Annotated in this window: 20 protein-coding genes; 13 read left to right on the top strand and 7 right to left on the bottom strand. The window is 67.1% G+C overall.

Translation table 11 applies throughout. The features are described from left to right. The first annotated feature begins 7 nt into the window (after nt 1-7). A complete protein-coding gene (gene lpdA, locus AC1DGW_RS09945; RefSeq protein ID WP_478022325.1) occupies nt 8-2,152 on the top strand; it encodes a dihydrolipoyl dehydrogenase in 2,145 nt (714 codons plus the stop codon). A 58-nt stretch (nt 2,153-2,210) separates the two neighbouring features. Further along, on the top strand, nt 2,211-2,918 hold the full coding sequence (locus AC1DGW_RS09940; RefSeq protein ID WP_478022323.1) for a DUF6624 domain-containing protein: 708 nt from the start codon (nt 2,211-2,213) through the stop codon (nt 2,916-2,918). Between the two features lie 87 nt (nt 2,919-3,005). Here AC1DGW_RS09940 and AC1DGW_RS09935 read toward each other — a convergent pair whose 3' ends face one another. After that, the gene (locus AC1DGW_RS09935; protein ID WP_478022321.1) at nt 3,006-3,821 is read right to left on the bottom strand and encodes a hypothetical protein; all 816 of its coding nucleotides are present in this window, start codon (nt 3,819-3,821) and stop codon (nt 3,006-3,008) included. A 413-nt stretch (nt 3,822-4,234) separates the two neighbouring features. Between AC1DGW_RS09935 and AC1DGW_RS09930 the strand changes: the two genes are divergently transcribed. The 9 genes from AC1DGW_RS09930 (at nt 4,235) to AC1DGW_RS09890 (ending at nt 11,401) form a co-directional block, all read left to right on the top strand. Then, a complete protein-coding gene (locus AC1DGW_RS09930) occupies nt 4,235-4,600 on the top strand; it encodes a hypothetical protein (RefSeq protein ID WP_200911390.1) in 366 nt (121 codons plus the stop codon). A gap of 27 nt (nt 4,601-4,627) precedes the next feature. Beyond that, nucleotides 4,628-5,425, top strand: coding sequence for a F0F1 ATP synthase subunit A (atpB, locus tag AC1DGW_RS09925; protein WP_478022319.1), 798 nt, complete (start codon nt 4,628-4,630; stop codon nt 5,423-5,425). A 73-nt stretch (nt 5,426-5,498) separates the two neighbouring features. Continuing rightward, a complete protein-coding gene (gene atpE / locus AC1DGW_RS09920; protein WP_057639996.1) occupies nt 5,499-5,801 on the top strand; it encodes a F0F1 ATP synthase subunit C in 303 nt (100 codons plus the stop codon). Nucleotides 5,802-5,913: 112 nt separating this feature from the next. Then, on the top strand, nt 5,914-6,384 hold the full coding sequence (locus tag AC1DGW_RS09915; RefSeq protein WP_478022317.1) for a F0F1 ATP synthase subunit B: 471 nt from the start codon (nt 5,914-5,916) through the stop codon (nt 6,382-6,384). 3 nt (nt 6,385-6,387) lie between these two features. Continuing rightward, nucleotides 6,388-6,915 (top strand): F0F1 ATP synthase subunit delta, encoded by a 528-nt coding sequence (locus AC1DGW_RS09910; protein ID WP_478022315.1) that lies wholly within the window; start codon nt 6,388-6,390, stop codon nt 6,913-6,915. Between the two features lie 44 nt (nt 6,916-6,959). Continuing rightward, nucleotides 6,960-8,507 (top strand): F0F1 ATP synthase subunit alpha, encoded by a 1,548-nt coding sequence (atpA, locus tag AC1DGW_RS09905; RefSeq protein ID WP_478022313.1) that lies wholly within the window; start codon nt 6,960-6,962, stop codon nt 8,505-8,507. 80 nt (nt 8,508-8,587) lie between these two features. Further along, nucleotides 8,588-9,451: a F0F1 ATP synthase subunit gamma gene (atpG, locus tag AC1DGW_RS09900; RefSeq protein ID WP_478022310.1), complete on the top strand. Its 864-nt coding sequence runs from the start codon at nt 8,588-8,590 to the stop codon at nt 9,449-9,451. A gap of 37 nt (nt 9,452-9,488) precedes the next feature. Continuing rightward, nucleotides 9,489-10,895, top strand: a complete 1,407-nt coding sequence (atpD, locus tag AC1DGW_RS09895) for a F0F1 ATP synthase subunit beta (protein WP_478022308.1) — start codon at nt 9,489-9,491, stop codon at nt 10,893-10,895. An 83-nt stretch (nt 10,896-10,978) separates the two neighbouring features. Continuing rightward, nucleotides 10,979-11,401: a F0F1 ATP synthase subunit epsilon gene (locus AC1DGW_RS09890; protein ID WP_054661996.1), complete on the top strand. Its 423-nt coding sequence runs from the start codon at nt 10,979-10,981 to the stop codon at nt 11,399-11,401. A 202-nt stretch (nt 11,402-11,603) separates the two neighbouring features. Here AC1DGW_RS09890 and AC1DGW_RS09885 read toward each other — a convergent pair whose 3' ends face one another. Continuing rightward, complete coding sequence (locus AC1DGW_RS09885) at nt 11,604-11,987, bottom strand: GtrA family protein (protein ID WP_478022304.1); 384 nt, start codon at nt 11,985-11,987, stop codon at nt 11,604-11,606. 280 nt (nt 11,988-12,267) lie between these two features. On the opposite strand from AC1DGW_RS09885, the gene glmU reads away from it, so the two are divergent. Beyond that, the gene (gene glmU, locus AC1DGW_RS09880) at nt 12,268-13,635 is read left to right on the top strand and encodes a bifunctional UDP-N-acetylglucosamine diphosphorylase/glucosamine-1-phosphate N-acetyltransferase GlmU (RefSeq protein ID WP_478022300.1); all 1,368 of its coding nucleotides are present in this window, start codon (nt 12,268-12,270) and stop codon (nt 13,633-13,635) included. 23 nt (nt 13,636-13,658) lie between these two features. Continuing rightward, nucleotides 13,659-14,183: a hypothetical protein gene (locus AC1DGW_RS09875; protein WP_478022296.1), complete on the top strand. Its 525-nt coding sequence runs from the start codon at nt 13,659-13,661 to the stop codon at nt 14,181-14,183. A 34-nt stretch (nt 14,184-14,217) separates the two neighbouring features. Here AC1DGW_RS09875 and AC1DGW_RS09870 read toward each other — a convergent pair whose 3' ends face one another. The 5 genes from AC1DGW_RS09870 to AC1DGW_RS09850 form a co-directional block, all read right to left on the bottom strand. Continuing rightward, nucleotides 14,218-15,579, bottom strand: a complete 1,362-nt coding sequence (locus tag AC1DGW_RS09870; RefSeq protein WP_478022700.1) for a sensor histidine kinase — start codon at nt 15,577-15,579, stop codon at nt 14,218-14,220. Between the two features lie 10 nt (nt 15,580-15,589). Continuing rightward, nucleotides 15,590-16,930 (bottom strand): sigma-54-dependent transcriptional regulator, encoded by a 1,341-nt coding sequence (locus AC1DGW_RS09865; protein ID WP_478022294.1) that lies wholly within the window; start codon nt 16,928-16,930, stop codon nt 15,590-15,592. Between the two features lie 112 nt (nt 16,931-17,042). Beyond that, on the bottom strand, nt 17,043-18,260 hold the full coding sequence (locus AC1DGW_RS09860) for an ABC transporter permease (protein WP_478022292.1): 1,218 nt from the start codon (nt 18,258-18,260) through the stop codon (nt 17,043-17,045). A gap of 13 nt (nt 18,261-18,273) precedes the next feature. Further along, on the bottom strand, nt 18,274-19,587 hold the full coding sequence (locus tag AC1DGW_RS09855; protein WP_478022290.1) for an ABC transporter permease: 1,314 nt from the start codon (nt 19,585-19,587) through the stop codon (nt 18,274-18,276). 154 nt (nt 19,588-19,741) lie between these two features. Continuing rightward, entirely contained in the window at nt 19,742-20,965 is a 1,224-nt protein-coding gene (locus tag AC1DGW_RS09850) for an ABC transporter permease (RefSeq protein WP_478022287.1), read from the bottom strand. Between the last annotated feature and the right edge of the window lie 2 nt (nt 20,966-20,967).

Raw genomic sequence — 20,967 nt, 5'->3', positions numbered from 1 at the left:
TTGAAAGATGGCGAACACGATTGAAGTCAAAGTCCCCGATATCGGCGATTACAGCGCAGTGCCGGTGATCGAGATCCTGGTGGCCGTGGGCGACACGGTGGCCAAGGACCAGGGCCTGGTGACGCTGGAGTCGGACAAGGCGACGCTGGAAGTGCCGTCTTCGGCCGCCGGCGTGGTCAAGGAAATCAAGGTCAGGCTCGACGACAAACTGTCCGAGGGCGACGTGGTGGTGGTGCTGGAAGCCGAAGGCGCCGCTGCTGCACCGGCTCCGGCCGCGACTCCGGCCCCAGCCCCGGCGGCGCAGCCAGCCGCCGCGGCCGCCCCGGCGGCGGTCAGCGCACCGACGGCTTCGGCCCCGGCAGCGACCGGCCCGGTCGAGGTCAAGGTGCCGGATATCGGTGACTACAGTGGCGTGCCGGTGATCGAGATCCTGGTGGCCGTGGGCGACACGGTGGCCAAGGACCAGGGCCTGGTGACGCTGGAATCGGACAAGGCGACGCTGGAAGTGCCGTCTTCGGCCGCCGGCGTGGTCAAGGAAATCAAGGTCAAGCTCGACGACAAACTGTCCGAGGGCGACGTGGTGGTGGTGCTGGAAGCCCAGGGCGCCGCGGCTGCGGCCGCCAGCAACGTGGTGCCGGGCAGCAAGCCGCCGGTGACCCCGTCGCATCGCGCGCCGGACCCGGCCGTGGCCGCCAAGGCGATGCCGTCCAGCGGCCGCACCGCCGACATCGAATGCCGCATGGTGGTGCTGGGCGCCGGCCCGGGCGGCTACACCGCCGCGTTCCGTTCGGCCGACCTGGGCATGGATACAGTGCTCGTGGAGCGCTACTCCAGCCTCGGCGGTGTCTGTCTCAACGTCGGCTGCATTCCGTCCAAGGCGCTGCTGCACGCGGCCGAGATCATCGACCATGCCGCGCATGCCGATGAGCTGGGCATCGCCTTCGGCAAGCCGAAGATCGCCCTGGACAAGCTGCGCGAATACAAGGAAAAGGTCGTCGGCCAGCTGACCAAGGGTCTGGCCGGCATGGCCCGGCAGCGCAAGGTGCGCACCGTGCAGGGCGTGGCGAAATTCGTCTCGGCCAACGAGCTGGAGATCGCCGGCGACGACGGCAAGACCCAGCTGCTGCGCTTCGAGCAGTGCATCATCGCCGCCGGTTCGCAGGCGGTGAAGCTGCCGAACTTCCCGTGGGACGACAAGCGCGTGATGGACTCCACCGACGCGCTGGAACTGGCTGAGGTGCCGAAGTCGCTGCTGGTCGTCGGTGGTGGCATCATCGGCCTGGAAATGGCCACCGTGTACAGCGCGCTGGGCGCGGCGGTCACCGTGGTGGAGTTCATGGACCAGCTGATGCCGGGCGCCGACAAGGACCTGGTCAAGCCGCTGGCCGACCGCCTGAAGAAGCAGGGCATCGAGGTCCACCTCAAGACCAAGGCATCGGGCGTGACCGCCGACAAGAAGGGCATCACCGTCACCTTCGAGGCCGCCACCGCGGGCGAGAAGCCGGCGATGGAGAGCGGTACCTTCGACCGCGTGCTGGTCGCAGTTGGCCGCGCGCCGAACGGGAAGAAGATCGACGCCGACAAGGCCGGCGTGGAAGTGACCGACCGCGGCTTCATTCCGGTCGACCGGCAGATGCGCACCAGCGTGCCGCACATCTTCGCCATCGGCGATATCGTCGGTAACCCGATGCTGGCCCACAAGGCCACGCACGAGGGCAAGCTGGCCGCGGAAGTGGCCTTCGGCGAGAAGAAGGAGTGGGTGGCCCGCGTGATTCCGTCGGTGGCCTACACCAACCCGGAAATCGCCTGGGTCGGCGTCACCGAGACCGAGGCCAAGGCCAAGGGCCTGAAGGTCGGCGTGGCGAAGTTCCCGTGGGCGGCCAGCGGCCGCGCCATCGGCATCGGCCGCACCGAAGGCTTCACCAAGCTGGTGTTCGACGAGGAAACCCACCGCGTGATCGGCGGCGCCATCGTCGGCGTGCATGCCGGTGAGCTGCTGGCCGAGATCGGCCTGGCCATCGAGATGGGGGCCGAGGCTGAGGATATCGGTCACACCATCCATGCCCACCCGACGTTGAGCGAGTCGGTGGCGATGGCCTCGGAGATCTACGACGGCACCATCACCGATCTGTACATCCCGAAGAAGAAGTAACCCACGCGACGCCCCTTCACCGGGGCGTCGCTGTTTCCGGCGTTTGAAGGAGCAGGGAATGTTGCGAGTGATCGTGGCGGCAGTGTTGCTGGCAGGTGCGGGCAATGCGTTGGCGGAAGACGAGGATCCGCAGCTGGATGCGGCGTTGCTGGAATGTCCAGGCGCGGCGTCCTTCGTGAAGGCGGACAAGGCGCGCGAACAGGAATTGATGCGCAGAAGCGCCGGCATCGTGCCGTCCGAGCCGCAGTTGCGCGAGCAGTTGCTGGAAATGGCGCGCGTCGATCAGCAGGCACGCGAAGGCGACTGGTCGCAGGCGATGGTCGAGAAGATGCTTGCGGTGGACGCGGCGAACCTGCCGAAGATCAGGCAGGTGGTCGCCGATCACGCAGGCCTGCCGGACGTGCGTGCGGTTGGCGTGGATGGCCTGGGCGCGGCCTGGCTGCTGGTGCAGCATGCCGACAGCGATGCCGGCTTCCAGCGGCAGGTGCTGGACGGGCTGGCGCCGAGGGTGGCAAGCGGCGAGATCTCGTCGCGCGAATTCGCACTGCTGACAGATCGGGTGCTGGTGAATTCCGGCAAGCCCCAGCGCTACGGCAGCCAGCTCGCCGCGATCAGTGGCAAGCGGGAGCCGAAGGCCATGGAAGCGCCGGAGCAGGTCGACCAACGCCGTGCCAGCATCGGGCAGATGCCGTTGGCGGATTACATCTGCGTCGCCGCGCAGATGTTCCCGGCACCGGCCACCGATGCCGACGGCAAGCTTCTGTAGGCCTGCCATTGGTGTCGTGGAGCGGCGCTATGCCGCGCGTGGGCGCGCCCCTGCCGGGCATGGTTCGGCACGCCGTGACCGGCGGGATCAGAACGACAGGCTTACGCCCGCCATTGGGCCCTTGAACTCCTGCTTCAGGCCGATGACGCCGTCGCTTCCTTTCCTGTCGGCGTCGAGCTTGAACCAGTCGTAGCCGGTGAAGATGCCGAAATTCGGGTTGAAGTTGTACTGCACGATGGCATTGGCGCGGCTCAGGTCGCCCTTGTAGTGGTCGAAGCTGCCCCAGCGCGTATTGAGGTACTGGCCCTGCAGGTTGATCAGCCAATGCCCGGTCGGGGTGAAGGTCAGCCGCGCGCCGATCACCGGCGCGATGCCGTCGGTCTTCCCGTCGAGGAAGCGGCCTTGGTAGAGATCTCCCAGGTCGGCATGGGCATCCACGCTGACCCTGGCGTACTCGGCGCCCAGCTGCAGGCCCAGGTCGAAGCGGTCGCCGTCGACGACCGAGTAGTCGTACACCAGGCTGGCGACCTGGTACTTCAGTTCACCCTTGACAAAGCTGCCCGCCGGCACGGTGGTGCCGGCGAAGCTGACGCTGTCGTCCAGCGTTTCGCGCCGGTCCTTGTCGTACTTGAGGTAGTCGAATATCAGCCGCTGCCGGTCGCTGATGCGGAACAGGCCGTCCACGCGCGGCTCCCATTCCTTGCCGCCCAGGTCGAAGTCGCGGTCGAAGGAAACGTCGCGCCCATCGACGACGGCGCTGCCGCGCAGGGTGTTGGAAGAATCGATATGCATCGCGCCCACGCGCAGGGTGAAGCGCGGATCGCTGTCGGTGGCGCTGGCCGCTGCGGGATGCAGGAAGGCGAGGGCAAGCGTGCAGGTCGTGAGGTGAGGGGAAAATCGCATCGTTCTGGTTGCTCCGTGTGTCGAATCCGGAACAGCCACCCTGGACGAAGCGAAGTGCCGCCTGCGTGACCGGAAGGTGCAGGGGATGTACAGAAAGTGCGGCGAGGTGGCCCGGTTGGGGGCCACCTCGCCCGTTGCGCCCGCCGCGCACATCGACGAGGTAATGGCGGCGGACGTGCATCTGTGACCCGGTACCGACGCCGAAGTTCCACATGTTGCGATGCAAAAATCGGGCTTCCCGGCCTTACCCGGAGCCGGCCGAAAAATCCAGTAAATGCGGCAACTTGCGGTTCGGAGGGGGGCGGCTTGTGGCGGTTGTCTCGCAAAATGTCCCCCTGCTATAATTTGGCGGCTCGATGAGGCGCTCCCGGCGCCGTCCAGATCTCCTTGTTCCATGAAGCAGGACATTCCACGTGCTGAACTCCGTTGATGCGGGTCGGCGGCTGATGCTGCGTGCCGCGGTCTACCCGCTGGCCGCAGTGGTTGTCCTGGCTCTGGCCTTCCTGCTGGTGGGGCCTAAGTACGCCCTTGGCGCGCTGGTTTCCGGCGTGACGGTGGTGGCGGGGACGGTCCTGGCGGCATGGGTGGGGCTCGGCGGCGGCGTACAGGCCGCCGGTTCGGCGATGATCCGCATGTTCCTGGGGTTTGCGCTGAAGATCGTGCTGATTGTCGCCGTGCTGGCAATGGCGTTTGTCTGGTGGCGGCTTCCTCCCTTGGCGCTGCTGGCGGCGATTCCAGTGGCGCTGATGTTCCAGGTTCTGGCTCTGGCCAGGCGTTGATCGAATTCACATAAAGGTTCCGGACACATGGCGGGCGAGGCTCTAACCCCTACCACCTATATCCAGCATCACCTGCAGAACCTGACCGCCAAGGTCGGGGACGGCGGCGGCTTCTGGACCATCCACGTCGATACCATCGTCACCGCGGTGCTGCTGGGCCTGCTGATGGTGTTCGCCTTCTGGATGGCCACCCGCAAGGCCACCGCGGGCGTGCCGGGCAAGTGGCAGGCCTTCGTCGAGATCTGCCTGGAGTTCGTCGATCGCCAGGCCAAGGACACCTACCACGGCAAGAGCAAGCTGGTGACGCCGATCGCGATCACCATCTTCTTCTGGATCCTGTTGATGAACCTGGTCAAGATGATCCCGGCCGACTTCATCGCCAAGCCGCTGGAATGGGCGGGCATCCACTACTGGAAGCCGGTGCCGACCGCCGACGTCAATGCCACCCTGGGCATGTCGATCAGCGTGTTCTTCCTGATGGTCTTCTTTTCGCTCAAGTCCAAGGGCCTGGTCGGCTTCGTCAAGGAGTTCCTGACCGCCCCGTTCGGCAAGTGGATGATGCCGTTCAACCTGATCCTCAACATCGTCGAGTGGCTGAGCAAGCCGATCTCCCTGGCGATGCGACTGTTCGGCAACATGTTCGGCGGCGAGATCGTCTTCCTGCTGATCTGGGTGCTGGGCGGCGCCGGCGTGTTCGGTGCTGTTGCCGGTGGTGCGTTCGGCCTGGGCTGGATGCTGTTCCACCTGCTGGTGATTCCGCTGCAGGCCTTCATCTTCATGATGCTGTCGATCGTGTACCTGAGCCTGTCGGAAGACAGTCACTGAGTTACAAGCTTCATCCAGTTCCAACCTTCATCCGTTTCATCACCCTTAGCTACTTAAGTTCTCGGAGAAAACCATGTACTTCGCCGTCCTGACCAATCTTGCCCAAGTCCAGAGCTCCACCGCCCTTGCCGTCGGCATCATGATCGGCCTCGCCGCGCTGGGCGCCGGTCTGGGTCTGGCCATCATGTCCGGTAAGTTCCTGGAATCGGCTGCCCGCCAGCCGGAACTGATCCCGGTCCTGCAGGTGCGCATGTTCATCACCGCCGGCCTGATCGACGCCGCGTTCATCATCTCGGTCGCCGTCGGCCTGCTGCTGGCCTTCGCCAACCCGCTGGCCTCGGCCCTGCTGGCCGAAGCCGCCAAGCTGGCCGGCTGATCCAGCTGCAGTGAGATGGCCGGTTGCCCAAGGGCAGCCGGCTTCGGATGAAGGTTCGGCCGTGTCGCCACGGCGGCACGGCCACCCCCGACACCAGCGATCGAGCTAACCCATGAATATCAATCTCACCCTCATTGCACAGGCCCTGGCCTTCGCCGCGCTGATCTGGATCATCGCGACCCTGATCTGGCCGCCGCTGATGAAGGCCATCGAAGAGCGCCAGCAGAAGATCGCCGAAGGCCTCGCCGCTGCCGACCGCAGCCAGAAAGATCTGGCCCAGGCGGAAGTGAAGGTCAACGAGGCGCTGAAGGAAGCCCGTGGCAAGGCCAACGAGATCATCGACCAGGCCCACGCCCGCGCCAACCAGATCGTCGAGGCCGCCAAGAACGAAGCCATCGCCGAAGCCAACCGCCAGAAAGAACTGGCCCAGGCTGAAATCGACGCCGCCGCCAACCGCGCCCGCGAAGACCTGCGCAAGCAGGTGTCCGCCCTGGCCGTGACCGGCGCCGAGAAGCTGCTCAAGCGCGAAATCGACGCCAACGCCCACAAGGCGCTGCTCGACGAGCTGGCCGCGGAGATCTGATAGATGAGCCAGGCCCTCACGCTTGCCCGCCCGTATGCCCGCGCCGCGTTCGCGATTGCGCGCGAGGACGGCAAGTTCGCGCCGTGGTCGGAAGCGCTTGCGTTCTCCGCCCGCGTTGCCGCCGATCCGCGCGTGTCGGCCCTGCTGTCCAATCCGGAGCTGGGCCGCGGCGACGCCGTCGCCCTGCTGGCCCCGGAAGCGGCGGGTGAAACCTACGGCCGCTTCCTGAACCTGCTGGCCGAGTCGCACCGCCTGCAGCAGCTGCCGGAGATCGCCGGCCTGTTCGACCAGCTGCGCGCGGAAGCCGAAAACGTGGTCAAGGCCACGGTGACCTCGGCGGCCGAGTTGTCGGCCGACGAGCTGGAAAAGATCAAGGCCGCGCTGCGCAGGCGTTTTGGCCGCGACGTCGAGGTATCGACCGCGGTGGACGCTTCGCTGATCGGCGGCGCCGTGATCGACGCCGGCGACGTGGTCATCGATGGTTCGCTCAAGGGCAAGCTGTCGCGCCTGCAGACCGCGCTCGCACACTGAATTCACTTATCGTCCGGCTTGATCGCCGGCACTAGGACTTGACGATGGCTACCACGCTCAACCCCTCCGAAATCAGCGAACTGATCAAGAACCGCATCGAGAAGGTCGCCCTGTCCGCGGAATCGCGCAACGAAGGCACCGTGACCTCGGTGTCCGACGGCATCGTGCGCATCTACGGCCTGGCCGACGTGATGCAGGGCGAAATGATCGAGCTGCCGAACAATACCTACGCACTGGCGCTGAACCTGGAACGCGACTCGGTCGGCGCCGTGGTGCTGGGCGACTACGAGCACCTGCGCGAAGGCGACGTGGCCAAGACCACCGGCCAGATCCTGTCGGTGCCGGTCGGCCCGGAAATGCTCGGCCGCGTGGTCAACGCGCTGGGCGAGCCGATCGACGGCAAGGGCCCGCTGGGCACCTCGCTGACCGCTCCGGTCGAGCGCGTCGCCCCGGGCGTGATCTGGCGCAAGTCCGTCGACCAGCCGGTACAGACCGGCTACAAGTCGGTCGACTCGATGATCCCGATCGGCCGCGGCCAGCGCGAGCTGATCATCGGCGACCGCCAGACCGGCAAGACCGCGATGGCCATCGACGCCGTGATCAACCAGAAGGGCACCGGCATCAAGTGCGTGTACGTCGCGATCGGCCAGAAGGCCTCGACCGTGGCCAACATCGTGCGCAAGCTGGAAGAGAACGGCGCCCTGGCCCACACCGTGGTCGTGGCCGCCACCGCTTCCGAGTCGGCCGCGATGCAGTACATCAGCGCCTACTCCGGCTGCACCATGGGTGAGTACTTCATGGATCGCGGTGAAGACGCCCTGATCGTGTACGACGACCTGTCCAAGCAGGCCGTTGCCTACCGCCAGATCTCGCTGCTGCTCAAGCGCCCGCCGGGCCGCGAAGCCTACCCGGGCGACGTGTTCTACCTGCACTCGCGCCTGCTGGAACGCGCCGCCCGCGTGTCCGAGGAATACGTCGAGAAGTTCACCGAAGGCAAGGTCACCGGCAAGACCGGTTCGCTGACCGCGCTGCCGATCATCGAGACCCAGGCCGGCGACGTGTCCGCCTTCGTCCCGACCAACGTGATCTCGATCACCGACGGCCAGATCTTCCTGGAGACCGATCTGTTCAACGCCGGCATCCGCCCGGCCGTGAACGCCGGCATCTCGGTGTCGCGCGTCGGTGGCTCGGCCCAGACCAAGATCATCAAGAAGCTGTCCGGCGGCATCCGCATCTCGCTGGCGCAGTACCGCGAGCTGGCGGCGTTCGCGCAGTTCGCTTCGGACCTGGACGAGGCAACCCGCAAGCAGCTCGAGCGCGGCCAGCGCGTCACCGAACTGATGAAGCAGAAGCAGTACGCGCCGATGTCCATCGCCGACCAGGCGCTGTCGATCTACGCCGTCAACGAGGGTTACCTGGACGACGTGCCGGTCAACAAGCTGCTGGCGTTCGAAGAGGGCCTGCACGCCCACTTCGCCAACACCGCCGGCGAGCTGACCGCCAAGATCAACGCCACCGGCGCCTGGAACGACGAGATCGAAGCCGCCTTCAAGAAGGGCATCTCCGAGTTCAAGACCACCGGCAGCTGGTAAGCCGCATGTAGAGCGGGGCGCTCGCCCCGCTTCACTGTGACAAAGCGGGGGACAGCCCTCCGCGCTACGGGAAACAAGAGATGGCAAGCGGACGCGAAATCAAAACCAAGATCAAGAGCGTGCAGAACACCCGCAAGGTGACGCGCGCGCTCGAAATGGTCTCGGCCTCCAAGATCCGCAAGGCGCAGGATCGGATGAAGACCTCGCGTCCGTACGCGCAGGCGATGAAGCAGGTGATCGGCCACCTGGCCCAGGCCAGCACCGATTTCCAGCATCCGTTCCTGGTCGAGCGCGAGAACGTCAAGCGCGTGGGCTACATCGTGATCTCCTCCGATCGCGGTCTGGCCGGCGGCCTGAACAACAACCTGTTCCGCAAGGCCGTGGCTGAAATGCGCGGCTGGCAGGACCAGGGCGCCGAGATCGACATGGTGACCGTGGGCCAGAAGGCCAGCGTGTTCTTCCGCCGCGTCAACGTGAACATGGTCGGCAGCGTCACCCACATCGGCGACCAGCCGAAGCTGGAAACGCTGATCGGCGTGATCAAGGTCATGCTCGACGCCTTCACCGAAGGCAAGGTCGACCGCGTGTACCTAGTCTACAACCGCTTCATCAACACGATGACGCAGAAGGCCTCCTTCGACCAGCTGCTGCCGTTGCCGGCCAGTGAGACGCAGGTCGCCTCGCACGACTGGGACTACCTGTACGAACCCGATGCCGCGACCGTGCTCGAGCACGTGATCACGCGCTACATCGAGTCGCTGGTCTACCAGGCCGTGCTGGAGAACGTTGCTTCCGAGCATGCGGCACGCATGGTGGCGATGAAGGCGGCAAGCGACAACGCGAGCAAGCTGATCGGAACCCTGCAGCTGGTCTACAACAAGGCCCGCCAGGCAGCGATCACCCAGGAAATCTCCGAAATCGTCGGCGGCGCGGCAGCAGTCTGACGCGCACAGTCAAAGCATTTACTTAGAGGATGCAGCAATGAGTCAGGGCAAGATCGTTCAGATCATCGGCGCGGTCGTCGACGTCGAATTCCCGCGCAGCGACGTGCCGAAGGTGTACGACGCGCTGAAGGTCGAGAACACCGAAATCACGCTGGAAGTCCAGCAGCAGCTGGGCGACGGCATCGTCCGCGCCATCGCGCTGGGCTCCACCGACGGCCTGAAGCGTGGCCTGGTCGCCAACAACACCAACCGCGCCATCTCGGTGCCGGTCGGTGCCGGCACCCTGGGCCGCATCATGGACGTGCTGGGTCGCCCGATCGACGAAGCCGGCCCGGTCGCCGCTTCCGATTCGTGGGAAATCCACCGCGCCGCCCCGTCGTACGAAGACCAGTCCTCCTCGACCGAGCTGCTGGAAACCGGCATCAAGGTCATCGACCTGATGTGCCCGTTCGCCAAGGGTGGCAAGGTCGGCCTGTTCGGCGGCGCCGGCGTCGGCAAGACCGTCAACATGATGGAGCTGATCAACAACATCGCCAAGGCGCACAGCGGCCTGTCCGTGTTCGCCGGCGTGGGCGAGCGTACCCGCGAGGGCAACGACTTCTACCACGAGATGAAGGACTCCAACGTCCTGGACAAGGTGGCGATGGTGTACGGCCAGATGAACGAGCCGCCGGGCAACCGTCTGCGCGTCGCCCTGACCGGCCTGACCATGGCCGAGTACTTCCGCGACGAGAAGGACGCCAACGGCAAGGGCAAGGACGTGCTGCTGTTCGTCGACAACATCTACCGCTACACGCTGGCCGGTACCGAAGTGTCGGCGCTGCTGGGCCGCATGCCGTCGGCCGTGGGTTACCAGCCGACCCTGGCCGAGGAAATGGGCGTCCTGCAGGAACGCATCACCTCGACCAAGACCGGTTCGATCACCTCGATCCAGGCCGTGTACGTGCCCGCGGACGACCTGACCGACCCGTCGCCGGCCACCACCTTCGCCCACCTGGATTCGACCGTGACCCTGTCGCGTTCGATCGCCTCGCTGGGCATCTACCCGGCGGTGGACCCGCTGGACTCGACCTCGCGCCAGATGGACCCGCAGGTCATCGGCACCGAGCATTATGACACCGCCCAGCGCGTCCAGCAGACCCTGCAGAAGTACAAGGAACTGAAGGACATCATCGCCATCCTGGGCATGGACGAACTGTCCGAGGAAGACAAGCAGGCCGTGTCGCGCGCCCGCAAGATCGAGCGCTTCTTCAGCCAGCCGTTCCACGTGGCCGAAGTGTTCACCGGCTCGCCGGGCAAGTACGTGCCGCTGAAGGAAACCATCCGCGGCTTCAAGGGCATCGTCGACGGCGAGTACGACCACCTGCCGGAGCAGGCGTTCTACATGGTCGGCGGCATCGAAGAAGCGGTCGAGAAGGCCAAGAAGATGGCCGAAAAGGCCTAATTCCGGCGTAAGGCGGAGTCCGCTCCGCCGCCGCGGCATCCTGCGGTGGGCGCAGGCCCACCCAACCAGGCGAAGAGAGTTCCATGAGCACCATCCGTTGCGACATCGTCAGTGCCGAGCAGCAGATCTTCAGCGGCGAAGCGACCCTGGTCGTGGCCACCGGTGAACTGGGCGAGCTGGGCATCGCGCCCAAGCACGCACCGCTGATCACCCGCCTGAAGCCGGGCAAGGTCGTGGTCACCACCGCTGCCGGCGAGCACCTGGATTTCGCCATCTCCGGCGGCATCCTGGAAGTGCAGCCGCAGGTCGTGACCGTACTGGCCGACACCGCCATCCGCGCCACCGACATCGATGAAGCGGCGGTGCGCAAGGCCAAGGAAGAAGCCGAACGCGTGCTGGCCAACCGTGGCGAGGCCATGGAGCTGGCCGAGGCGCAGCAGCGCCTGGCCGAAGTCACCGCGCAGCTGCAGGCGCTGGAGCGGTTGCGCCGCAACCTCAAGCACTGAGTGCGGGCTGGAAAGGCAAAGAGGAACGCCGGGCTTGCCCGGCGTTTTTCGTTTGTGCGCGGCAGGAATCCGCATGAACGCACCCAGGTGCATCCCGAGGCTTCCCTTTTGGACCCCTGCGCATCGATACGCGCTGTTGCAGAGAGATCTGCATGCGGGCCCGTTCACGCACCAAGGTGCGTTCCTGCAAAGGATTCCCGGCTCAGCGGTAGACCACGTGCCGCAGCAGGAAGAAATTCAGCACCGCCAGGCCGCCTTCCACCAGTGGTTTGGCCAGCCAGGCCATCTGCAGGCCCAGCGTCTGCGCGGCCCAGGCCAGCAGCCAGCTGCTGAGCGCGGTCATCAGCAACCACAGGGCGAGGAAGCGTGCGAAGTGCTTCCATCCATGGCGGCGCCCGTCTTCGCGCGGAAAGGTATAGCGGCCGTTGAGCCAGAACCCGAGCAGAGCGCCGCTGCTGCGCCCAAGCAGGTTGCCGGGCACCGGCGGCAGGCCGGCGGCCGTGGCCGCCACGAACACCAGCCAGTCCAGCAGCAGCTGCATCAGGCCGGCGGCGATGTAGCGGCCGCCTTGTCGCAACAGGGTCATGGGATGAGGGCAGGAATGGGAAGCCGCCAATGCTACCTGTTGGCGACGGAGGCGTGTCCCGGCGCGGCGCGCGGCGATACGGAATGTGGGTCGGTTGCCGGCCTGCCATGCCTGCACCTGTCCATTCGAGGCGCTTTCCAAACCGGCCGTATGCTCCGGGACACGACCGACACCGCTGCGGCGCATGCGCGGCGAACAGGCATATCCCGCAGCGCCATTGCGCTCGACGGCCCGCCAGCGCGTTCTTAGAATCCAGACATCGATTACCGGAAGTCCACCGATGAGCCAAGCGTTGCACGTCATCATCCTCGCCGCCGGCGCCGGCAAGCGCATGAAGTCGGTCCTGCCCAAGGTGCTGCAACCGGTGGCGGGGCGGCCGATGCTGGCGCACGTGATCGAGACCGCGCGGCAACTGCAGCCGGCCGGCATCCATGTGGTTCATGGCCATGGTGGCGAAGCGGTGCGCACCGCCTTTGCCGGCCAGGACGAGCTGCTCTGGGCAGAACAGGTGCAGCAGCTGGGCACCGGCCATGCCGTGCTGCAGGCGATGCCCGCGGTGCCGGATACCGCGCAGGTACTGGTGCTGTACGGCGACGTGCCGCTGATCCGCGCCGATACGCTGCGCGCGCTGCTGCACGATGCGCCGCGGCTGGCGGTGCTGGTGGCCGAGCTCGACGATCCCGCCGGCTACGGCCGCATCGTGCGCGATGCCGAGGGCAAGGTCGCGGCCATCGTCGAGCAGAAGGACGCCGACGACGAGCAGAAGCGCATCCGTACGGTGAACACCGGCATCATCACCGCCGAATCCACCGCGCTGCGGCGCTGGCTGTCGGGCCTGTCCAACGCCAACGCGCAGGGCGAGTACTACCTGACCGACGTGTTCGCCGCGGCCGCGGCCGAATACACGCCGGCCACGCTGGTGCACGTGGCCGATCCGCAGGAAGCCGAAGGCGCCAACGACCCCTGGCAGCTGGCGCAGCTGGAGCGCGCCTGGCAGCTGCGTGCGGCGCGTGCGCTGTGCGAGCAGGGCGTGCGCCTGCTCGACCCCGCGCGCCTGGACCAGCGCGGCACGGTCAAGGCCGGCCGCGACGTGCAGATCGACGCCAACGTGGTGCTGGAAGGCGAGGTCGAACTGGGCGACGGCGTCGTCGTCGGCGCCTTCGTGCGGTTGAAGGATGTCAGGCTCGGCGCCGGTACCGAAGTGCGCCCGCATTGCGACCTGGAAGGCGTGGTCAGCGAGGGCGCGGCGCAGATCGGTCCGTTCGCGCGGCTGCGCCCGGGCACGGTGCTGGCCGAAGGCGTGCACGTGGGCAACTTCGTCGAGACCAAGAAGGCGACGCTGGGCAAGGGCAGCAAGGCCAACCACCTGACCTACCTGGGCGACGCGGTGATCGGCAGCGGCACCAACATCGGCGCCGGCACCATCACCTGCAACTACGACGGCGTGAACAAGTTCCAGACCACCATCGGCGACCGCGTGTTCGTCGGTTCCAACAGCTCGCTGGTGGCGCCGGTGACGCTGGGCGACGATGCCACCATCGCCGCCGGTTCGGTGGTCACCCGCGATGCGCCGGAAGGCCGGCTGACGGTGGCGCGCAGCCGCCAGCAGACCATCGAAGGCTGGAAGCGCCCGCAGAAGAAATCCTGATCAACCCAACCGGGGCAAGACGCATGGACGGTTTTGAACAGCAACTCGCGGCATGCAGCACGTTCTTCGTCGCCACCGCGCAGATCGGCGGCGGCCTGCTCGGCCTGGTATTCGTGGCGATGACCTTCAACCGCGACCGCCACGGGCTGGGCAGGGATGGCGCGATGCACGCGCTGGCGCAGCAGATCTACCTGGACTTCCTCAGCGTGCTGGTGTGTTCGCTGCTGTTGATCGTGCCGGTGCTGGGGCGGGAGAACCATGGCCTGCTGCTGCTCGCGGTCGGGCTGGTGCTGATGGCGCGGACCCTGCGCAGCGTGGTCGCGCTGCGGCGTGGGTTGTGGTCGCGGCCGGTGGTGCTGCAGCGCTTCGGCCTGTCGATGATGGGGCAGCTGTTCTTCATTCTCGCCGGTGTGCTCCTGCTGTTGCCGCAGGGACGGGTGGAGCAGGCATTCCCGCTGGCGATGTGCGCGGCGCTGGCATTGCTGGTGGCGGGCAGCCGCAGCGCGTGGCTGTTGATCGCGGTCGACGAGGCCGAACCGGGCGCTTGACGCGCGGCGGGAGCGGGGCGCGTCCTCTGCCGGTTCAGGCGGCGCCGGGCAGCAGGATGGTCACGCAGAGGCCACCGTCGTTGCGGTTCTGCAGCGAGATGCGGCCGTCGTGCGCCTCGACGATTTCGCGGGTCAGCGCCAGGCCCAGGCCGGTGCCGTTGCGCTTGGTCGAATAGAACGGCATCAGTGCGTTCTGCAGCACCGCCTCGTTCATGCCGCTGCCGCGGTCCAGCACCTCGATGCGCAGCCAGTGCGGCAGCCGCGCCAGCCGGACTTCCACCGCATCGTCGGTCACGCCGTTGTCGGCGCTGGCCTCATGCGCGTTCTTCAGCAGGTTGAGCAGCGCCTGCGAGAACTGCGCCGGATCGATGCGGCTGCACAGGTCCTCGGGCGGCGGCACCATGCGGAACGGGATCTGCTGCTGCAGGCCGCCGAGGAACGGTGCCCAGGCAATTGTCTGCAGCTGCGGCTGCGGCAGCTTGGCGAAGCGCGCATAACCGCGGATGAAGCCCTCCAGGTGGCGCGCGCGCTCCTCGACCGTGCCGAAGATGTCCTCCAGCCGGTCGGTGCGGCCGCGCCGCACCAGTTCGGCGCCGGAATGCGCCAGCGAGGCGATCGGCGCCAGCGAGTTGTTGAGCTCGTGGCTGATGACGCGGATGACCTTCTTCCAGGTCTGCACTTCCTGCCGCCGCAGTTCGGCGGTCAGCAGGCGCAGCAGCAGCAGGTCGTGCGGCCGGCCGTTGAGATGGAAGCTGCGCCGCGACAGGTGGTAGATCTGCTCGTCGTCCTCGTCGACCTCGCCACCGCCGTCGTTGGCTTCGCGCACCGCGAACAGGCTGTCGCCGCCGCGTGCGATGGCGTTGCGCAGTTCCACCGGCATGTTCTCCAGCAGCTCGTGCATGCGCTTTCCTTCCAGCTTCCAGCCGCCGTGCAGCAGCTTGCGCGCGGAGATGTTGGAGAACGCCACGCGCTGGACGCCGTCGCCGCCATCGGCCAGCAGCAGCATCGCCACCGGCGTGTTCTGCACCATCGTGTCCAGCAGCAGTTCGCGCTGCACCAGCGCCTGGCGCTGTTCGCGCAGTACATCGCCGAGTTCGGCGTGCGCCTTCACCAGCTGTGCCAGCTCATCGTCGCCGCGCCAGTGCACGCCGAAGTTGTATTCGCCGTCGCGGTAGCTGCTGGTGATGCCGGCCAGCGACCGCAGCAGCGAGCGGATCGGCGCGGTGGCGCGGCGCAGCGTCCACCACATCAGCGCCAGCAGCAGGGCCGTCGAAACCGCGGCGACCACCCAGCCACGGTCCATCCAGTAGGCCAGCAGCCAAGGTACGGCCGCCGCCAGCCCCAGCACCGGCAACAGGCGCAGGAACAGGCGGAAAGTGAAGGAGCGCGTTCTCAACATGGCCGTCTCATTCGCGCGGGATGCCGTGGCGGTCCATGCGCCGGTACAGCGCCTGCCGGCTCAGGCCGAGATCGGCTGCGGCCTGGGCGATGACGCCGCCGGCACGTTCCAGTGCAGTGATGATCCGCGCGCGGTCCGGTTCGTCCGCCGGCGCGGTCGGGCGCAGCGGCGCACGCGGCAGGTTGAGGTCGGCCGCTTCGATGCGCGGTCCCTGCGCGAGCAGGCTGGCGCGCTGGATCACATTGCGCAGCTCGCGCACGTTGCCGGGCCAGGTGTGCCGCTGCAGCGCCTGCGCGGCCTGCGGCGACAGCGCCTTGCCCTCGTCGCCGAGGAAGTGGCGCGCCAGCGGCAGGATGTCCTCGCGGCGCTCGCCCAGTGCCGGCAGCGTCAGCTCGACCGTGTTGAGGCGGTAATAGAGGTCTTCGCGGAAGCTGCCGTCGCGGATCATGGCCGGCAGGTCGGCGTTGGTGGCGCTGACCACGCGCACCTTCACCTGGCGCTCGCGGTTGGAACCCAGGCGCTCGAAGCGGCCGGTCTCCAGCACGCGCAGCAGCTTCATTTGCCCGGTCAGCGACAGGTTGCCGATCTCGTCCAGGAACAGCGTGCCGCCGTCGGCGGCCTCGAACTTGCCCTCGCGCGCCTTGTTGGCGCCGGTGTAGGCGCCGGCCTCGGCGCCGAACAGCTCGGCCTCGATCAGCTCGGCGGGAATCGCACCGCAGTTGAGCGCGACGAACGGGCCGCCGCGCTTGCCGGCGTTGGCCTGGATGATCTCGGCGATCTTTTCCTTGCCGGCGCCGTTGGGGCCGGTGATCAATACCGGCAGGTCGGAGCGTGCGACCTGGCAGGCCAGGCTGATGACGCGCTCGCTGGCCGGGTCGGCGAACACCACGCCGGCCAGGTCGTAGCGTTCATGCAGGCTCTGCCGCTGCTTCAGCTCGCGCTGGCGCCGGCGGCTCAGTTCGCGACGGGTCTCGGCCAGCTCCAGCAGGTTGTTGACCGTGGTCAGCAGGCGCCCGTCGTCCCACGGCTTGGCCAGGTAGTCGGCGGCGCCGGCCTTGACCAGCTCCACTGCGCTGTCCAGGTGGGTCCAGGCGGTGAGCAGGATGACCGGCAGGTCCGGCCAGCTGTCGCGGATCTGCCGGAACAGCACCTGTCCTTCCTCGCCGGAGGTGGTGTCGGCGGTGAAGTTCATGTCCTGGATCACCAGGTCGAACTCCTGTTCGGCGAGCATCGCCAGCCCCTGCCCGGGCGAACACGCGTGGCGCGTCTCGATGTCGTGCAGCGAGAACAGCACGTCCAGCGCGGTGGCCACGGCGGCATTGTCGTCGATGATCAGTATCTGCGGCATCACGGTTCGGGCAGGCGGGAGGAAAAGGGAAGCGCAGACCTTACACGTTGCGCGCTGCATCCGCAGGTGGCGGACGCCATCTCGAAAGACGCATCGCGTGCCTTTCCCGGCATCATGCGCTGCGCGTCGCCACGGCTGGCGGAATCGACGCCGCGCGCCGGGCCGGGCCCAGTACCGCGGCCTGGCCCAGCAGCCACAGCAGCAGCGCGCTGGCCGGGATGTAGGCCAGCGGCAGGCGCGGCAGTTCGTACTGGCGCATCAGGGTCAGGTTCAAGGTGTAGGCCAGCAGCACGCCGAGCACGATGCCGGTGCTGGTGAGCACGAAATTCTCGGCCTGGAAATAGCGCAGTATCTGCGCGCGGGTGGCGCCGAGCGCGCGGCGGATGCCGATCTGGCGGGTACGCTGCTGCACCCAGAAGCTGGCCAGGCCGACGATGCCGAAGGCGGTCACCGCCAGCAGCGCAACGCAGACGCTCACCAGCAGCCAGATCACCGCGCGGTCGCGGCTGTAGAAATCGCGGCGCATCTCGCTCACCGTGCTCTGCGTGTCGATGATCCGGTTGGGGTCGGTCCGGTTGAGCGCGGCCACCGCGGCCTTGAGGACTTCGCCGCGGCGCGCGGGATCGGTGCGCAGCACATAGCTGCCGTTGGACACCCACAGCGGGAAAATCATGGTGTGGAAGCTGTCCTCGAAGGTGCGGCCGCGTCCCGGCGCGATGAGCCGCTCGACCACGCCGACGACGCGGCTGGGCTTGTCGCCCCACACGTAGATGTCCTGGCCGAGCGCGCTCCTGCCCGGGAACAACCGCGCCGCCAGCGAGCGGCTCAACAGGACGGAAGGTACCTGCGGCGTCGGTCCGGCCGTCTCCAGCGCGTCCTGGTCCTGGTACTCGTCGGGATTGAAGCCGCGACCCTCGGCGATGCGCAGGCCCAGGGTGGGCAGCAGCCGGCCATCGTCCATGTAGTTGGACGCGGTGACGATGGACTCGGCCTGGCCCGGGCGCAGATTGATGCCCGAGGCCCAGACGTTGTCGCCGTAGGGCAGCTGGTTGACGCTGGTGACCGACTTGACCCCGGGCACGGCGGCCAGGGTGGCGGTGTCCTCGCGCCGCATCGCGTCGCGGTTGCGGTCCGGCTGCAGGCTGCTGACGCTGATGTAGACCAGTTCGTCTTCGGCGATGCCGCTGTCGCGGCGCATCTCGCCGGTACGGTGGCCGATCACGAAGATCGCATTGCAGATGATCGCGCAGCTCAGCGCGATCTCCAGCACGATCAGCGCGGCGGCGGTCTTGTGCCGCATCAGGACGGAGAGGATGGGGCGGATTTCCATGGTGGTTCTCTCCTTACTGGCTCTTGAGCTGCAATGCCGGCGGCACCTGCATCGCCCGCCACGCCGGCAGCATGCCGGCCAGCAGGCTGGCCAGCAGGGCCAGTGCGAAGGTCATCAGCAGCGTGCCGACGTCCAGTTGCGCCAGGCGTGCGTAGTCGTCCGGTTGCTGGCGGATAAGCCACAGCCCCAGCGCGGCGAAGCCGAGGCCGAGCAGGCCGCCGGCCAGGCCGATCGCCCCGGCCTCGGTCAGGCATTGCCGGAAAATGTCGCCACGCGCGGCTCCGAGCGCGCGGCGCACGCCGATCTCGCCGCTGCGGCGCAGGAACTTGGCCAGCAGCAGGCCGACGGTGTTGAGCAGGCACACCAGCAGGAAGCCGAACGCCAGCCACATCTGCATGCGCACGTCGTTGGGCACCACCCGGTTGTAGTCGAGCCAGCCCATCACGTCGTCCAGGCGCACGTTGGTCGGGCGCTCGAAGCGGCCGGCGGCACGCTGCTGGTCCGAATAGTCGGCCAGGTACTTGCGGTAGTCGGCGGCCTGTTCCGGCGATTCCAGTTCCACCCAGTACTGCAGCCAGGTGCAGGGGGCGTTGAGTCCGCGCGCCCCCTCCGGGTCGCCGTTGCTGTTGCCCCAGCAGTTCATGCTGCCCTGCGTGGGCAGGCGCATGTCGCGCGAGGTGGAGAATGGCAGGAACACCTGCTCGCCGCCGCCGAAGCGGCGGTTGCTCAGGTCGTAGAAGCGCGGGTTGAGCTTCCACTCGTCCATCACCCCGATGACACGCAGCACGCCCTGCGACGCGTGGATCTCGCGCCCGATCGGATCGGCGTCGCCGAACAGTTTCTCTGCCAGCTTGGCGCCGATCACCGCCACGCGCGCGCGGGAGACGTCGTCGTCCGCGCTCCATGCATGGCCGGCGCGCAGCGGCGCGTTGAACATCGCGAAGAAGTCGGCCGTGGTGTAGCGCGAGGACGCGCGGAACGGCTGCGCGGCGGCGCCCTCGGGCAGGATCGTCAGCGAACCGGCGCTCATCATCGCCTGACGCTGGCCGCGCTTCTGCCGCAGCAGTTCCTCGGCGTCGAAGCGGGTCATCTGCTCCATCGGCTCCTGGTCCACAGCGACATCGCGGCCGAGCGTGCGCGGCTCCAGCCGTGGGTAGAACAGGCGCGCGCTTTTTTCCGGGATCGGGTCGCCGGACAGCACCTTGTACAGCGTGAGCGTGGTCATCGCCGCGCCGATGCCGATGCCGATGGTCACCACCATCAACGCGGTCAGCACCGTGTTGCGGCGGAAGCTGCGCAGTGCGAGCTGCAGGTAATAGCCGAGCATGAGGGCTCCAGGATTTCCTATCCCTCTGGGGTGGATGCCCTCCGGGGATTGCGGTGCGAAGTGATGGATGAGTGGGGATCCGCCGCGATCCAGCGTCCCCTTGCCCCAGCCCCTCTCCGTGGGGAGAGGGGTTTCACCCCGGGGGCCTTCAGGATCAGGTGCTGCGGGTGGCAACGGCCGGCGGGATCGCCGCGGCACGGCGGGCCGGGCCGAACACCGCCATCTGCCCCAGCAGCCACAGCGCGCCGGCGCCGACCGGCAGGTACAGCAGCGGCAGGCGCGGCAGTTCGTAGCGTCCCATCAGCCACTGGTTCAGCAGGTAGGCCAGCAGCATGCCGATGACGATGCCGATCGTCGCCAGCAGGAAATTCTCGGTCTGGAAGTAACGCAGGATCTGCCCCTTGGTCGCGCCGAGCGCGCGACGGATGCCGATCTGCTTGGTGCGCTGCTGCACCCAGAAGCTGGCCAGGCCGACGATGCCCAGTGCGGTGACCAGCAACAGCAGGCCGCTGACGATCAGCAGCAGGCCGATCATGTCGCGGTCATTGGCGAAGTACCTGGCGCGGCCTTCCTCATAGGTCTGCTTGCGCCAGACCAGGCGGTTGGGATCGTTCTTGTCCAGCGCGGCCAGCGCCTGTTCGAGCACCTCGGCGCGGCGCGCCGGGTCGGCGACGCGGATCAGGTAGCGGCCACCGTTGGAAAAGTTCATGCGGATCGGGAAGATCACCGAGAACGTACGGTTGCCGCCCATCAGGTTCGGGCGCAGCAGGGTGTCGACCACGCCGACGATGGTCAGCTGGATGTTGGCCATGTACACGGTCTTGCCGACCGCACCGCCCTCCGGGAACATCTTGTCGGCGGCCGCTTTGCTCAGGATGATCGCCGAGCGCAGGCTGGCGACGTCCTCGATCGAGCGCAGCGCGTCGTTGCTCTTGTACTCGTCGGCGTTGAAATCGCGGCCGGCGATCAGCTTCAGGCCCATGGTGGCCAGCGCGCCCTCGTTGACCATGTACTGGGTGGCGTTGAGGGTGGGCACTTCCTGCTCGGGGGTGAGCGAAAGCGAGGTGTTCCAGCTGCCGTTCTGGAACGGCAACTGGTTGCTGACCGCCACGCGCTCCACGCCGGGGATGGCGCGCAGCGAGGCTAGGTCCTCGGCGGTGCGGGCGTCGGCGTCGGTCTGCTGGCCGATGCCGCTCAGGCCGATCTCGATCAGGCGGTCGTCGTCGATGCCGCTGGCCAGGTTCAGGGTTTCCAGACGCTGGGTAACGATGAACAGCGCATTGCAGATGATGGCGCAGCTCAGCGCGATCTCCAGCACGATCAGCGCGGCCGCCATCTTGTGGCGCGCCAGCGTGGAGAGGATGGGGCGGATTTCCATGG

Source organism: Stenotrophomonas sp. 05N423 (assembly GCF_056397145.1).
The sequence above is the reverse complement of the archived record's forward strand: the minus strand, read 5'-3'. Positions and strand labels throughout refer to the sequence as shown.

Coding starts and splice junctions, on each gene's coding strand:
- lpdA (WP_478022325.1), top strand. CDS start 8: ATGGCGAACACGATTGAAGTCAAAGTCCCCGATATCGGCGATTACAGC.
- AC1DGW_RS09940 (WP_478022323.1), top strand. CDS start 2,211: ATGTTGCGAGTGATCGTGGCGGCAGTGTTGCTGGCAGGTGCGGGCAAT.
- AC1DGW_RS09935 (WP_478022321.1), bottom strand. CDS start 3,821: ATGCGATTTTCCCCTCACCTCACGACCTGCACGCTTGCCCTCGCCTTC.
- atpB (WP_478022319.1), top strand. CDS start 4,628: ATGGCGGGCGAGGCTCTAACCCCTACCACCTATATCCAGCATCACCTG.
- atpE (WP_057639996.1), top strand. CDS start 5,499: ATGTACTTCGCCGTCCTGACCAATCTTGCCCAAGTCCAGAGCTCCACC.
- AC1DGW_RS09915 (WP_478022317.1), top strand. CDS start 5,914: ATGAATATCAATCTCACCCTCATTGCACAGGCCCTGGCCTTCGCCGCG.
- AC1DGW_RS09910 (WP_478022315.1), top strand. CDS start 6,388: ATGAGCCAGGCCCTCACGCTTGCCCGCCCGTATGCCCGCGCCGCGTTC.
- atpA (WP_478022313.1), top strand. CDS start 6,960: ATGGCTACCACGCTCAACCCCTCCGAAATCAGCGAACTGATCAAGAAC.
- atpG (WP_478022310.1), top strand. CDS start 8,588: ATGGCAAGCGGACGCGAAATCAAAACCAAGATCAAGAGCGTGCAGAAC.
- atpD (WP_478022308.1), top strand. CDS start 9,489: ATGAGTCAGGGCAAGATCGTTCAGATCATCGGCGCGGTCGTCGACGTC.
- AC1DGW_RS09890 (WP_054661996.1), top strand. CDS start 10,979: ATGAGCACCATCCGTTGCGACATCGTCAGTGCCGAGCAGCAGATCTTC.
- AC1DGW_RS09885 (WP_478022304.1), bottom strand. CDS start 11,987: ATGACCCTGTTGCGACAAGGCGGCCGCTACATCGCCGCCGGCCTGATG.
- glmU (WP_478022300.1), top strand. CDS start 12,268: ATGAGCCAAGCGTTGCACGTCATCATCCTCGCCGCCGGCGCCGGCAAG.
- AC1DGW_RS09875 (WP_478022296.1), top strand. CDS start 13,659: ATGGACGGTTTTGAACAGCAACTCGCGGCATGCAGCACGTTCTTCGTC.
- AC1DGW_RS09865 (WP_478022294.1), bottom strand. CDS start 16,930: ATGCCGCAGATACTGATCATCGACGACAATGCCGCCGTGGCCACCGCG.
- AC1DGW_RS09860 (WP_478022292.1), bottom strand. CDS start 18,260: ATGGAAATCCGCCCCATCCTCTCCGTCCTGATGCGGCACAAGACCGCC.
- AC1DGW_RS09855 (WP_478022290.1), bottom strand. CDS start 19,587: ATGCTCGGCTATTACCTGCAGCTCGCACTGCGCAGCTTCCGCCGCAAC.
- AC1DGW_RS09850 (WP_478022287.1), bottom strand. CDS start 20,965: ATGGAAATCCGCCCCATCCTCTCCACGCTGGCGCGCCACAAGATGGCG.